The following is a 13,534-nucleotide window of genomic DNA, read 5'->3' as shown; positions in this document are numbered from 1 at the left end:
ACCAAAACCGTCGCCGTCGCCGAAACCGCCGAAGCCGCGGCCGAAACCGTCGCCGAAGCGGTCGCCAAAGTCGCCGGGACCTTCGCCGCCGCGATGGCGGCCCATTGCGTGGCGCAGCGCGTGAAGCGCCTGCATGGCTGGGTGGCGGCCGCCGAAGAAGTCGCGCGGATCGCGCGCGGGATGGCCGGTTTGACCAAAGTGCGAATGGTGGCGCATAGGGCCTCCTTGTCTGGAGAGTGTCTTAAAACATGTTTTAAGATATATATCGTAAGAGTGTTTGTCAAACAGAATATTTGGGCTATCGGCGCTTGCGGATTGCCGCAGTGGCCGGCTCGCCATCCGGCGTGGCAGCGTGACGTTCGTTCCCGTTGCCAACTCGAAGGCACTTCGACAGCGGACACGGGGAGGTGAGCGCAACCTGAATCGCGATCTACGCGAGAAGAGCGCTCCTGTGGACTATGAGGACCACATCGGCAACCACTTGTGCTCGCTGATGCGGGAGCATGACATCCTGCTCGACCTCCACTCGTTTCGCAGCAAGGGCGAGCCGTTTATCTTTCTTGGGCCACAGAGCAACGATGGCATGTTGGAACCGTTCCACCATGCGGAGGCAGAGGGTTCGTTCGCGGCAGTTTTGGGGCCGTCAATCGTCATTCACGGCTGGCTGGAGATTTACGCGCGCTTTCTCGAGGTGCGTGCACGTCACGGATATCCGCGCGGCCCTGTCTCAGAGGGCCGTGGAACGACCGAGTACATGCGCGCAGTTGGAGGGTTCGGCGTGACGGTCGAGTGCGGAACGCACGACGATCCGAAATCGATAGACATTGCCTATGCTGCGATTGTCAATGCTCTCTCCCCCGGGTATGGGTACATTGCCTGCCCATTTCGACACCTCCCGATAAAAGGTTAGGTGTCCGTTTTCACGGGTAAATCTCGGACTACCGCTCCACGTGGTCCGCAGCAGATTTCGCTTGGCTTCAGTCAATAGCGGCGGAACTCATAAAACCCGCGTTCCTGTCTCGTTCTGTTTCGCCGATACGTTGCCTGTGCTTTCCCTGCGCCCATATTGGCGAGGCGAGCAATTCATGACCCGCTTGAACGCTGTGCTGAATGAATTCTCTGATTCATACCCCAGCGCCCGCGCAATTTCGGCAACGGAGTCACGGGAATGCCTCAGCTTGTCCGCGGCGAGCGTCATTCGCCAGCGCGTCAGATAGTCCATCGGCGAGAGCCCTACGAGTTCCTTGAACTTGAGCGCGAAAGCGGTGCGTGACATGGCCGCTTGGCCGGCCAGGGTCTGCAGAGTCCATTTGGTGCCCGGTGCCTCGTGCATTGCATTGATCACCGCGCGCATGCGCTTGTCGGCGAGAGCGAAAAGCCAGCCGACTCCATCGCTCCGCGCGTTGGAAAGCTGCAGCCGCAACGCCTGCACCAGCACCATTGTGGCCAACTGCTGAGCAATAATGCCTCCCCCCGGTTGCCGCTCGCGCAATTCCTGCCTCATGCGCTCAACACACCATCGCAACGTGGAGAGGCCCGGCTCGTCCCGGACATGGATGATAAGCGGGAGCATGTTCAACAGGAGATCTGCCTGGCCATCGGCCAGCGTGAAATAGCCACCAATGCTCAGAAACTCGCCGCCCTTGTTGTAGGTCACGATACGACCGTCCTGCACGTCCGGTAGGAGCGTGCGGAAATCGATTGCTTCTACAGCCATGTCGCTTGCGATTCGAAAGGGCCTCCCTCTCGCAAGTATGAAGGACTCCCCCGCAATGACTTTCACGGGCTCAGGTTCGCCATCTACGAAGACCCAGCACTGGCCCGAAAGAACAGCGTGAAACTTGATGCCGTCGTGTGGACCGAATCGCACGGCCCAATCTCCGCTCGCATCGAAGCCGCCGGACACATAGCTGCGCAGCTTCAGCAACGACAGTACATCCGATAACGGGTCCGTCATAGACAAATTCTGAACGATTGAATGCTAATTCGGTACTTTAGAACATAGATCGTCCGGGTTCAATGCCGTAGCCTGTCCTGGAAACGAAAGAGGAGGTTTGCGATGCGAGTATTTGTTACTGAGGCGACCGGTTGGGTTGGCTCCGCCGTCGTCCGGGAACTGATTCAATGGGGGCATCAGGTCATCGGTTTGGTTCGCTCAGCAGGGGGCGTCGAGAAGCACGCCGCCGTCGGTGCACGGTCGCTCGTCGGTGCCGTAGCCTGGGCTTACCGCTGGTTTCACCCTCTGCGGAGGAGGCCGCCGCGCATTTCGGATGGTTTGCACCATTCGTGGCAATTGACGCGCCAGCTACAAGTGATTGCACGCGGGCGCTTTTGGGCTGGACGCCTGAGCAAGCTGGCCTCCTCGCCAATCTGACGCAATCCGATTATTTCGGCATCGGATCGGCCGCGTCCTCCCACTGAATTTACACCGAAGGAGCCCGGAATGCGGGTTTTTATCACGGGAGCCACAGGCTTCATAGGCTCTGCTACCGTTCGCAGTCTTGTCGCCGCCGGCCACGACGTTACCGGACTTGTACGCTCGGCGAAGGCCGCCGCTTCGCTGGAAGCCTTGGGGGCTCGAGCTTGCCGCGGGACGATCGAGGACCTCCACGTCCTGCGCCAGGCTGCGGCAACTGCGGATGGCGTCATTCACACCGCCTTCTTTCACGCGCTATCGCAAGCCAGCCTCGGTATTCGTGCGCGCATCGTGTTCGGCGGTCGCCCAACGAATATCGTCGAGCGATTCACGACTGCGGCCGTGGGAGCAGAGCGGCGCGCCATCGAAACATTCGGTGACGCACTGGAAGCAAGAAAAGGCTCGCTAGTCATCGCGTTTCCGACGATGGCGATGGCACAGGGGCGTCGGGCACTTGAAACTGACTCCGCCGATGCCGGTGCGGTGGGCGGGCGCAGGGCGCAATGCGAAAAAGCGGCATTGGATCTCGTCCGGACCGGCGTGAGCACCACGGTCGTTCGGTTGCCGCCGTCGGTGCATGACGAGACCAGGCTCGGGCTCGTCACGCGGTTGATCGAGATCGCACGGAAGAAGCGGATTTCCGCCTATCCAGGGGATGGAGGCAACAGATGGGCTGCCGTGCACCGGCTCGACGCCTCGCTGCTATTCCGGCTCGCGCTCGAAAGCGGCGAGGCGGGGGCCCGCTATCACGCTGTGGCCGAGGAGGGCATCCCGTTCCGTAACATCGCCGAGGCAATTGGGCGCCATCTTGACATCCAGGTCATGCCTTTGCCAACTGAAGATGCTGCGAAGCATTTTGGTTGGCTGGCGCCCTTCGTCAGCGCAGATAACCCGGTTTCCAGTCAGGCCACACGGGAGCGACTGGGCTGGGAGCCGCGCCATCCGCAGTTGATGACAGACCTTATGGCTTTCTTGCGCGACGTACGTCGTTAACGTCTCTCGTGCTCCGGACACAGCATGGAGGCACCAACCCTTGATTGCCGTGTAGGTGCAAACGACGGGCCGCCTGACCGGGCCGCCGAAACGGGCTCCACAACAACCAGGAGTAGTTCCGATGCGTTTGACCAGAGTGGCGCCGCTAGCCGCGGCTCTTTTCATCGCGTTCGCGCAGTCGGCACAGGCTGAGCGTGTCGACAGCGGCGTGCCGGGGATGCTCTTCGAGCATGACGTCCCTGTGGCCATGAACGATGGCGCAAAGCTGAGCATCAACATCTATCGTCCGGACAAGCCCGGTCGTTATCCGGTGCTGATGCTGATGGGCCCTTATGGCAAAGACACCAGCATGGCCGATGTGCCCGCGTACAAGACGTCGTGGACCAAGCTCATCGCGAAGTATCCGGACCTGTGCAAAAAGTCGTCTTGCCGATATATCCGGTTCGAGGCTCCCGATCCGGAGCGCTGGATTCCGAATGGCTATGTCGTTATCCACGCCGACGTGCGGGGCGCCGGCGCATCGCCAGGTGTTCTCGATCCTTTTTCGCCGCGCGAAACGCGAGACTACGCGACACTGATTACCTGGGCCGCGCATCAGCCATGGAGCACAGGCAAGGTCGGTCTGCTCGGTACATCGTACCAGGCAATCAACCAGTATCAGGTCGCCGCTCTAAAGCCCGAAGGCCTCGCCGCGATCCTCCCCTGGGAAGGCGCCTTCGATCAATATCGCGAGATCGCTTACTACGGCGGCATCCTCAACGTGGCGTGGGAGTTCTGGTGGGAACATCAGGTCGCGCCTAACCAGAACGGTAATGCCGGGACACCGCTGGTCGATTCCATCAGGGGAGGCAAGGACACCGGCTTACCGCTTTCGCAGGAGCGTCTGAAGGACAACCGCATCGATCCCGCCGGAGCCTTCGCCAGACATCCGTTCGACGACGCCTGGTATCACGAGCGCACACCGGACGGGCGCCGCATCACGGTGCCGTTGCTCGACGTCGCCAACTGGACCGACTGGAGCACTCGAGGTTATCTTGCGGCGGACAGCAACCAGAAGTGGCTGCGCATCCAGACCGGCGACCACTTGACGCCCTTCTATTCGGACGAGGCGCTGGCGCTGCAAAAGCGCTTCTTCGATCATTTCCTGAAAGGCATCGACAACGGCTGGGACCAGGAGCCGCGTGTCGCCGTGCAGGTCAGGCGCCCAGACGGCACGACATGGCGAAACGAGAAGGCGTGGCCATTGCCTGATACGAACTGGGAGCCCTACTACCTGGACGCAGCGAGCGGGTCGATGGATCCGGCGCTCGAAGCCGCGGCGCCAGCTGCGAAATCCTGGCCGGCGTTAGGTGAAGGGCTGACATTTACGACCGCGCCATTTACGAACGAAACGGAGTTCACTGGTCCAATCGCTTTGCGGCTGTGGGTCAGTTCCTCAACGGCAGATATGGACATTTTTGCGGCAGTTCGGCTCCTCGATCCCGACGGCCGTGATGTCACTTTCATGGGAAACAGCGATCCGAACGTACCGCTCGATCTTGGCTATCTGCGGGTCTCGCACCGTGCTGTAGACTTGGCGAAATCCACTGCCTGGCAGCCGGTTCATCCGCACCTTGCTGCCGCGCCGATGACTCCTGGCCAATTGTATCCGGTCGACGTGGAGTTCACGGAGCCGACGAGCATCGTAATTCCCAAGGGGTACCGCGTGGCCCTGACGATCCAGGGGAAGGACTTCGGCTATGGGCCCGGTGCGTCCACCGTGCACGCGAAAGACTACGATCTTCCGGACTACAGCCATTCCGGGCTGTTCTTCGCCGCTCATCCCAATCGCGATCCCGCACTATACGGTGGAACGGACACTGTCGTGACAGGTAGCAAACATGCATCGTACCTGTTGTTGCCTCACATCCCGCCTCGCAGCTGAGTCAATATCGTGGCGGCCTCATTCATTCCATATTTTGCCGTTTTCCTGACCCTGCTCGTCGGTGCATCCCTTTTGATTTCCACCGCGTTGACAGGCGTGCCGACGCTTTCATCAAGAAGATCGGAAGTGGACGACATTGTCGCATTGCTCAAGCATGCGCGGCTGCCAAAGCACGCGTTGATCGTCGATCTTGGAAGCGGGTGGGGCGCGCCCGTCATTGCGTTGGCGCGAGCATTCCCCGAGGCGTCCGTTCAGGGCATGGAGATATCGTTATTCCCTTATCTCGTATCGCGCCTGAGAACACACCACTTGCCTAACGTGTCGCTGAAATGGGGGAATTTCTTTCATAGCGATCTCGACAAGTCCGATGCAATCGTCTGTTATCTAATGCCGAGCGTGATGGCGAAGCTGGGCGATTTTCTCGACAAGGCTCTCAAGCCAGGAACCTTCATCGTTTCCAACACATTTCTCTTCCGGGAGCGCCGGGTGTCGGCCGTTCGCCGGAGCGGATTACGCGGGACCGTCGCCCTCTACATTTGGCCTGGTCGTCATTGAACGGTCAAAGACGGCGACGTCAGCGCTCGGGTCTGAGATGCACGTTCAAGGCCACGGGGATACTGAAAAACACAGGCATCTTCTTCTCACTGCGCGACTTCCACTTGTCAGTCACGGATCGACACGTCATTCATCCAGGCGACACAGCAACTGAGCCGCCACGATAACGCGTCGTTGGCAACCATTTTCGAACCGGTAAGGAACCGGTAAGTCGTGTTGCTGTAGAGTCACTCCCGCCTTGGACACTGACGTTCCGTGAGCGAAACCTTTGCCTGTTCGACAAATGTTGCTCTTTGGCTGCACTCTCTCCCGGGCGGCGGGGGAAGCAGAAGTGGCCACTAGCGATCGGGGCATCGGATTATGGTGGACATCGTACAAGGGATATGGTCCAAATGCTGTGTTATTTCCATTAGCCAATTTCGGCGAGAGCCGGGTGCGTGTGGGCACAATGGCTAACCTGAAGACGGAAAGCTGGGAAAGCAAGTGTGACCCCTGTGTGAAACATCGATTTCTTGGAATAGTTGCCGACAATATGACGCTCCGATCCCGGAAAGCGTGCAGGTCCAATATAGTTCATTCTCGAGCGGTTTCGCCCTCGCATGGCATGCCGCGTTTCGGATGCTTCCCGGGAATATCTGGCGCGCGGAAACAAGGACGCTAATCTGTACTACAGCGAACTTTGGCATAGGCGACACTTCGATCATGTCGCAGGTGTTCGTGGACTGACGTGTGTCATTGAACGCTCGCTTCAACGCCTGGTCAATGCAACAACAGCCCAGATTTTCTGGGCGCCGCTGCATCGTCAGTTGGCAGCGTCATCTCCGCGAGTAGTAAGTGATTCACCCCGGAAACCAGATTCGGCCGAACAATCAGTTCAAGTGAGTTCATTTCATGTCGCGAGTTGCAATCGTTGAAGACTCCGAACGTCTTGCCGATATGGTGAGACAGGCCCTTGCCGGCGTGGGAATCGAGGTCGACCAGTTTCGCAACATCTCCGAGGCGACCTTTGGCCTGCGCAAGGCCGACTACTCGGTGATGATTCTCGATCGAGGCCTACCGGACGGCGACGGACTGTCCTTCCTGAGTGCACTGCGTGCTGCAGGTCAGATGACGCCATGCCTGATACTGACCGCGCGCGATGCCTTGCACGATCGGGTGGACGGTCTTGAGAGTGGCGCGGACGACTACGTGACCAAACCATTCGCTATGAGCGAGCTGGTTGCGCGGGTGCGTACCCTCATGCGCCGGCCAGTGGTGCTGAGAGCGCTTGACGCGTCATTCGCGGACGTTACAGTGGACCCGCGGCAACGCGAGATGTCCTGCGGTGATCTGTCGGTCACGCTCGCGGCCGCCGAACTGCAGATCATGCTTTGTCTGATCGACGCTGCCGGGCGAACGGTTCGGCACTCGGCACTGGAGCATGCCGCATGGGGCCTGGGCGATGCCGTAACACCAAATGCGCTGGAAGTGACCGTGCACCGGTTGCGCAAGAAGCTTGCCTCGATCAATGCAAGGACACGGCTGGTGAATCATCGCGGTGCGGGATTTGCCCTCGAGAAAATCTCCGGGTGACGCCGGCCGCTGGCCGTCATTGACGCTTTGGTGCGGACTGGAAACATCGACGATGTCAGCTTCGCGCTGGTCGCGGCCTCACGAGAACCGGTGCGCTGATTTGCGTTCGCAAGAGTGATACGCGAAGGGGGTTATGTTTTCCATCCGGACGCCAGCGGCAAGCGCGCACACGTGAACCGAAAGAGTCGACTGCGTCACATCGCCCTCGGAACCCACGATGTAAACATTCCGTCTGCAATCCGTCTCGCGGCATTGCATAGCCGTTCTAAATTGGGGGCTTCATGCTCAATCACTGGATCCGCAGTCTGTCAGCGCGGCTGTGGGTAACGACGATAGTCGCACTTGCACTCAGCTTGACTGCGCTCGCTGGCGTGGTTATCTATGTGTTCGATCACTATCCGGAGCAAACGCTGGGCCGACACGAGATGGCGGAGAACGTCCATAGGGTAATGAATGGAATTAGATTCGATAAAGCGGGCCATCCCCGTTCTGTAGACTTTCCTGACAATGAAGCGTGGCTGTTTGAGGTCGTGCCTACCGAGCTCAAATACCGTGTGCTGGACGGCCAGGGTCACGTCCAGCTGGCCTCAACAGGAGCAGAAAAGGATGGCCCCTGGCTGACCGATGACCTTTCTCGAGCCGTCGGCAAAACAGTCCACCTGTATATCAATGGAAGGCGGTTCTCCGTCGCCACGCAGGAGGTGCTGCGGGGACAATCTGTGTTCTATGTTCAGACCGCAACCAGCACACGTTTCATCGAAACGCTGGTCAGTTCAAAGGTCAGGCCGATTCCAGCCACGGTCAGGGTCATTTTCTTCGTTGCGGTCGTGATTTTTGGCCTGACACTGCCCCTTACCATCGGCCGGGTGCTCAAACCTCTACGGGATGTATCTGAAGCGGCGGCGCAGATAGCACCTCAAAATCTGAAAACTCGCCTTTCGGCCAATGGCATTCCGACCGAGATCAAGCCGTTGATCAACGCATTTAACAAGGCGCTTGACCGACTGGAGAACGGCTTCAAGGTCCAGCAGCAATTTCTTGCAGCGGCGGCGCATGAGCTCCAAACGCCGCTGACATTGATCCGCGGCCAGATCGAGCTGCAGCCGGAGATCAGGCAAAAGGAGCTTTTATTCCGCGAGATCGACCTGATGTCGCGGCAGGTTCGACAACTTTTGCATCTTGCCGAAGTCAGCGAGACACAGAATTTCGAATTCGCCGAAGTTAGCACGGCCAATGTTGCGCAGGATGTCGTCGCGTACCTGGCCCGCAAGGCTGATGGCAAGCAGGTGAGGCTGCGTATCGAGGAGTTTGACTCGCTACCGACAATCCGCGCCGACAAAAGCGCGTTGTTTGTCCTCATCAAGAACGTTGTCGAAAATGCGATCAATGCGTCGCCAGCCAATGGCACTGTGTTGGTAACGATCAACGGGGTATCGATCGAGATATGTGATGAGGGTCCAGGCATACGGGTGGACTATCTTCCGTTTCTGTTCGAGCGGTTTTGGCGTGCCCCCGATGCAAGTCATGATGGCGCTGGTTTGGGGCTGGCAATATGCAAGGAAATTGCGCTGGCGCATGACTGGCGGTTGACAGTGCGCTCTCTTTCGATTGGGACCCGATTCACCGTTTGGTTATGAGCGAATTCCGCTGGAAACCGGCGTAACGGTGCGGGGTAATGGCGCCAGGTAAAACGCGGATTCGAACGGTTTCAAGATTGCGTTTTTTCCCCGCCTTTTTGGCAATCGCATTTTCGCTGCTTTCAGGCATCGTTGCTGGCGCTCAGCACTAGACGAGTGGTGCGGAGATGACCGCGTGGCATTCGGCACATTCGAGGCTGTTATGGCGGGTGACCAGGGCAACCGTCCGAGTCGAGCCAGTTTCTGCCGACCGCATTGGGCAGTGGCCGACATCGAGAGCGGGAAAAATGCTTCACCGGTTGCCGCGCTGATCTGCTTGGCTCGGCGTCGCAACTTGCTCAAGTGATGCTTGACGAGTATTCGCTCACGCCGGTCCGGTCGTACAAACAAGAGGCGCGCTGGAATGATGCGATGGATGCTCGAATACGCCTGCGGACAACGGGCATCCCACCGCCTGTCGAAGTTACCAAAGGAGGCCACTTACGTTGACTGATCGGTAAGTATCCGGTAAGCGATTCCTGGCAACAATGCGCGTCAACTACTCCCTAAAGCTTCAATCCATGAAAGGCAGCACCCTGACGACGATACGTGCGAATGTTGCGCTTCTCTCGATATCGACAAGTATTGCCATGGTCCCGTGCTTCGGATTTGCGGCGATATCTGACCTCCTTGGTGACGGTATGCCGGACAGGTGGTGGCAGGCATGCACTGCTGCCGTCACTCTGGTCATCATGGCGATGTTCAGATGGGGCGCCAGACGCGCTTTCGATGCCGCAGTTCGTGCGAGGAAGGTCGGGCCGGAAAATGAAGCCGACCACGCGGTCTACGTCCCGGATGACTGTCGTTGTGCCTGGCTCGTTCAGCTGCATTTGGAGTTGCATGGAAGGCGCTGTGCAGACTGACTCGCACGTGTACAGGAAAGGCCGACACACGATCTTTACCGCCGGGTCACGAATCTTCATCGCCCGCGCAAGGCAGGCAATAGGAACGAGACGATAAAACGGACTGCCGTTCAGCGGCTCCTGTTCATTCTTGCCTACGAATTGGTTACGAAGTCAGTCGTGGCCCGGGTGCACTGGCAAATACCATTTCGGGCGATCACGAACAGATCACGCTGGCCAGCTTGAGACACTGCTTGGATGGTTTTTCATTTTTCCGGAATTACGGCTGGCCACGAGACACATTGTCTGCCTTCTGTATACCCGTTACCGGAAATGCTAGCGGCCGATACGGATCGCAGAACGCGCCTTATTACCCATTTTTTTTTGCATTTTCACCGAGGACGTCTTTCGCAATTGGAAACGGTGCTTTGCAGATTGCGCATGGCACGGAACACGGCAGGACTCCGGCCGCTCGAGCTATTGCGCGGCGTGAAGCAGGCGCCGTCGCGCATCGTGACGACACCGGCAATCCTGACGTCGATTCCGACTGGCCGGTTGCCAGTGTACGGGCCAATCAAGCTCGTACCCGCTGTGGATCAAAACGAACCACTCGCACGCGGGTCGGCAGAGCGTTATGTCGCGGGGTACGCCAAGCACCCCGCGGCTCTTGTGTAGCGAATGGAACGGCCGGACTACAGCACCACGCTTAAATATCGATTCCTCGTGCGGGGCGGATTCAAGTTGACTGCCGCAAAGCGATGACCATCGTTGGCGTTTCTATCTTTCTCATCGCCTTTTTTATCGCCTCCTCCCCACGGGCCCGGCAAATCCACGTTCGCACTTTTTCATTGGTCGTTCTATCACTCGGCTTCCGTGTTCTGACCGGAGCGCCTGCTCGCGCAGTCAACATCTTTCGTCTAGTAAGTGATGAGTAAGTCGGCCCGTCCTACAGTCGCTTCCGTCTTGGCAATCCACTTGAGGAATGACAATGAGAAAAACGATCTTGCGTAAACGACTGTTGCTGTTGGCTATCGCATCAGCCTTTCTGTCTTCAGGCGCGGCGTGGGCAAATGGTGTCAGCGCGGAGCCACCCGAAGCGGAAGACAGCGGCTTCACCGTACTCAGCAACGCGACGAACGTGACACATTGGGGTCTGGGTGCCGCAGTGGGAATCGAGTCGTCGCCCTATAGGGGAGACAGTACCCGCGTCGCACCGATTCCGCTGATTTCCTTCGATAACAAATGGCTGCACGCCTTCGGCACCAGTGTCGATTTTAAGGTCGGTAAGTGGAGCAACGTGACCTTCACGCTGCGCGGCAAGTTCGACGTCTTCGGTGGTTACAAGGGTTCCGACGCGCCGATCCTTAATGGAATGGAGGATCGAAACGGTACATTCTGGTACGGTCCGGCACTCGCATGGAAAACCGCGTTCGGTACACTGTCAGCTGACTATCTGCTTGGGGGCAACAAGGGGCAGATGGTCGACCTTCAATACAGTAAGTCGTTCGACCTCGGGCACTGGTCGATAGAACCGCACGCGGGCTTCGATTGGCTGAGCAGCAAATACGTCAATTACTATTATGGCGTGCGACCGTCCGAGGTCCGGGTGGGACGCCCCGAATACGCAGGTAAGGCCGCCTACAACTCGTCGATCGGCACGCAGGTCAACTACAGTTTCACGTCCCATCAAATGGTAAGTTTCGATGTAGGCGTATCACACCTCAGCAGTGGTATTACTGACAGCCCGATCGTGGGAAGACGGTACATTCCAACGTTCAAGATCGGCTACCTATACCAATTCAAATGAGCATATCCGACGAAACAAACCGCCGCGCTCGCCATTGCAACCAGTCGCAATTTATTTCCGAGGGAAACTTCGGCTGCTTCTTTCGAACGGCGCGAGGAGATCATGGGAGTCCCGGCCGGGCAACGCGCAATTTACCGCTTTACTGGTCTGGAACAGGGCATGTATCTGCGCCGCTATTGGAGCAGTGCATGCATTGGTTGCACAATGAAGCCGCGATGTACGCCAAGCGATTACCGGCGGATTGCGCGCTGGGAACACGAGTTGGTACTAGAAGCCGCGCAGCGAAGACTGGACAGAATGCCGAATGCGATGACAACGCGAAGGCGGACTGTTGAGCACGTGTTTGGGACGTTCAAACACTGGATGGGCTACACGCACTTCCTGACTCGCCGGTTTGCCAATGTGAGTACCGAAATGAGCCTGCATGGCATACAACCTCAAGCGCGTAATAGCGATACTGGGGTTCTCGAAAGTCATAAAGGCCATGAGGCTGGTGGGTGCGTGAAGCACCCAAGGTTCCTCGTATAAGCTGGCGTGGTCTGCAGCGAGGCATCGAAATTACGCCAGCATTCCTGGTCTACCGATGGGTTGCGAGAAGGCAGCATGGAATATGCGCCCGCGGACTCCGTGTTTCGCGTTTCCACACAGCCTCGACCCACAACGGCCGTCCGAACTCGCGTCACAACGATGGCGGCTTTCGCATAAGGAGCGGTCACCACCGAGCTGTTCCCGAGCGGCCAGCGATAAATAGATCAACCGGAAACCGCTGGCGACCTGTAAGCGTGGCATCAGCAACGTCTTGACTGGAGGTCGTGATCTTCAGACTGCGGTGCGGATCTGACCGGCGACGACGCATGGTGCGAGTTCGTCGATGCGGTTGATTGCATGGTCGGCGATGCGTGCGAGCACGTAACGCAGATATGCTTCAGGATCGATGCCGTTGAGTTTTGCGCTGCCAACGAGGCTGTAGATTGCGGCGGCACGCTCACCGCCGGAGTCTGCACCAGCAAACAGATAGTTGCGGCGACCGATGGCTACTCCGCGCAGCGCGCGTTCGACGGGTAGATTGTCGATCTCCAACTGCCCGTCATCGCAATAGCGTGTGAGCGCTTCCCACCGGTTCAGCGCATAGAGGATTGCCCGACTCGTGTCCGATTTGCGCGAGAGCGCCTCCAGCGTCGTTGTGAGCCACGCATGGAATTGATCGAGTAGCGACCGCGCGTACTCCTGTCGATGCGCACGGCGCTCGTCGGGCGGTTTGCCCCGGATCGTTTCCTCGATCCTGTATAGCGCGCCAATACGCTCGAGCGCTTCAGTGTTCAACGCATTGGGGCGCGCTGCGTGTAGTTCATAGAACTGTCGTCGAGCGTGCGCCCAGCAAGCCGCCTCCGTGACGCGCCAGGTTTCGTAGATGGCCTGGTAGCCACCGTACGCGTCGGCTTGCAGCGTACCGTTGAACGACTCGAGGTGCTGCTGTGGATGGATGCCCTTGCGATCCGGCGTATAGGCGAACCATACCGCCGGCGGCGTCATGTCGGCCGATGCACGATCATCGCGCACGTACACCCACAGGCGACCGGTCTTTGTCTTGCCGTTCCCCGGTGCAAGCACTGGAACCGGCGTGTCGTCGGCGTGCAGTTTCGTCGCTGACATCACGTGACGACGCAGTGTTTCAACGAGCGGCTGCAGCAACGTCGCCGCGTGACCGACCCACTTCGCAAGCAGCGAGCGATCAAGCTCGACGCCTTC

Annotated in this window: 9 protein-coding genes and 2 pseudogenes; 8 read left to right on the top strand and 3 right to left on the bottom strand. The window is 58.5% G+C overall.

Translation table 11 applies throughout. The features are described 5' to 3' along the window. A pseudogene (locus BFD71_RS38380) lies at positions 1 to 216 on the bottom strand (hypothetical protein); the annotation flags it as partial. Between the two features lie 136 nt (positions 217 to 352). Between BFD71_RS38380 and BFD71_RS38375 the strand changes: the two are divergent. Next, a complete protein-coding gene (locus BFD71_RS38375) occupies positions 353 to 910 on the top strand; it encodes a hypothetical protein (RefSeq protein WP_176733033.1) in 558 nt (185 codons plus the stop codon). Between the two features lie 87 nt (positions 911 to 997). Here the strand turns inward: BFD71_RS38375 and BFD71_RS38370 are convergent, their stop codons facing one another. Then, complete coding sequence (locus BFD71_RS38370; protein ID WP_069269379.1) at positions 998 to 1,957, bottom strand: AraC family transcriptional regulator; 960 nt, start codon at positions 1,955 to 1,957, stop codon at positions 998 to 1,000. A gap of 486 nt (positions 1,958 to 2,443) precedes the next feature. Between BFD71_RS38370 and BFD71_RS38365 the strand changes: the two genes are divergently transcribed. The 7 genes and pseudogenes from BFD71_RS38365 to BFD71_RS40095 all read left to right on the top strand — a co-directional run. Further along, the gene (locus tag BFD71_RS38365) at positions 2,444 to 3,409 is read left to right on the top strand and encodes an SDR family oxidoreductase (RefSeq protein ID WP_069269378.1); all 966 of its coding nucleotides are present in this window, start codon (positions 2,444 to 2,446) and stop codon (positions 3,407 to 3,409) included. 121 nt (positions 3,410 to 3,530) lie between these two features. Beyond that, on the top strand, positions 3,531 to 5,333 hold the full coding sequence (locus BFD71_RS38360) for a CocE/NonD family hydrolase (RefSeq protein ID WP_083245739.1): 1,803 nt from the start codon (positions 3,531 to 3,533) through the stop codon (positions 5,331 to 5,333). Positions 5,334 to 5,342: 9 nt separating this feature from the next. Then, positions 5,343 to 5,888, top strand: a complete 546-nt coding sequence (locus BFD71_RS38355; RefSeq protein ID WP_176733032.1) for a methyltransferase — start codon at positions 5,343 to 5,345, stop codon at positions 5,886 to 5,888. 891 nt (positions 5,889 to 6,779) lie between these two features. After that, the gene (locus BFD71_RS38350) at positions 6,780 to 7,460 is read left to right on the top strand and encodes a response regulator transcription factor (protein WP_069269376.1); all 681 of its coding nucleotides are present in this window, start codon (positions 6,780 to 6,782) and stop codon (positions 7,458 to 7,460) included. A 281-nt stretch (positions 7,461 to 7,741) separates the two neighbouring features. After that, positions 7,742 to 9,097, top strand: a complete 1,356-nt coding sequence (locus BFD71_RS38345) for a sensor histidine kinase (RefSeq protein ID WP_069269375.1) — start codon at positions 7,742 to 7,744, stop codon at positions 9,095 to 9,097. 1,869 nt (positions 9,098 to 10,966) lie between these two features. Continuing rightward, positions 10,967 to 11,785: a MipA/OmpV family protein gene (locus tag BFD71_RS38335; RefSeq protein ID WP_069269373.1), complete on the top strand. Its 819-nt coding sequence runs from the start codon at positions 10,967 to 10,969 to the stop codon at positions 11,783 to 11,785. A 108-nt stretch (positions 11,786 to 11,893) separates the two neighbouring features. After that, positions 11,894 to 12,290: pseudogene (locus tag BFD71_RS40095) on the top strand (transposase); the annotation flags it as partial. Between the two features lie 314 nt (positions 12,291 to 12,604). Here the strand turns inward: BFD71_RS40095 and tnpC are convergent. Next, positions 12,605 to 13,534: IS66 family transposase (tnpC, locus tag BFD71_RS38330; RefSeq protein ID WP_141710963.1), on the bottom strand; the 930-nt coding region annotated here is incomplete at its 5' end.

The sequence above is a fragment of the Paraburkholderia nodosa genome, from assembly GCF_001718195.1.
GTDB classification, from domain to species: Bacteria; Pseudomonadota; Gammaproteobacteria; order Burkholderiales; family Burkholderiaceae; genus Paraburkholderia; species Paraburkholderia nodosa_A.
The sequence above is the reverse complement of the archived record's forward strand: the minus strand, read 5'-3'. Positions and strand labels throughout refer to the sequence as shown.

Bases quoted from the DNA above. Each gene is read 5' to 3' on its own strand.
- BFD71_RS38370 (WP_069269379.1), bottom strand. From the start codon at position 1,957: ATGACGGACCCGTTATCGGATGTACTGTCGTTGCTGAAGCTGCGCAGC.
- BFD71_RS38365 (WP_069269378.1), top strand. From the start codon at position 2,444: ATGCGGGTTTTTATCACGGGAGCCACAGGCTTCATAGGCTCTGCTACC.
- BFD71_RS38360 (WP_083245739.1), top strand. From the start codon at position 3,531: ATGCGTTTGACCAGAGTGGCGCCGCTAGCCGCGGCTCTTTTCATCGCG.
- BFD71_RS38350 (WP_069269376.1), top strand. From the start codon at position 6,780: ATGTCGCGAGTTGCAATCGTTGAAGACTCCGAACGTCTTGCCGATATG.
- BFD71_RS38345 (WP_069269375.1), top strand. From the start codon at position 7,742: ATGCTCAATCACTGGATCCGCAGTCTGTCAGCGCGGCTGTGGGTAACG.
- BFD71_RS38335 (WP_069269373.1), top strand. From the start codon at position 10,967: ATGAGAAAAACGATCTTGCGTAAACGACTGTTGCTGTTGGCTATCGCA.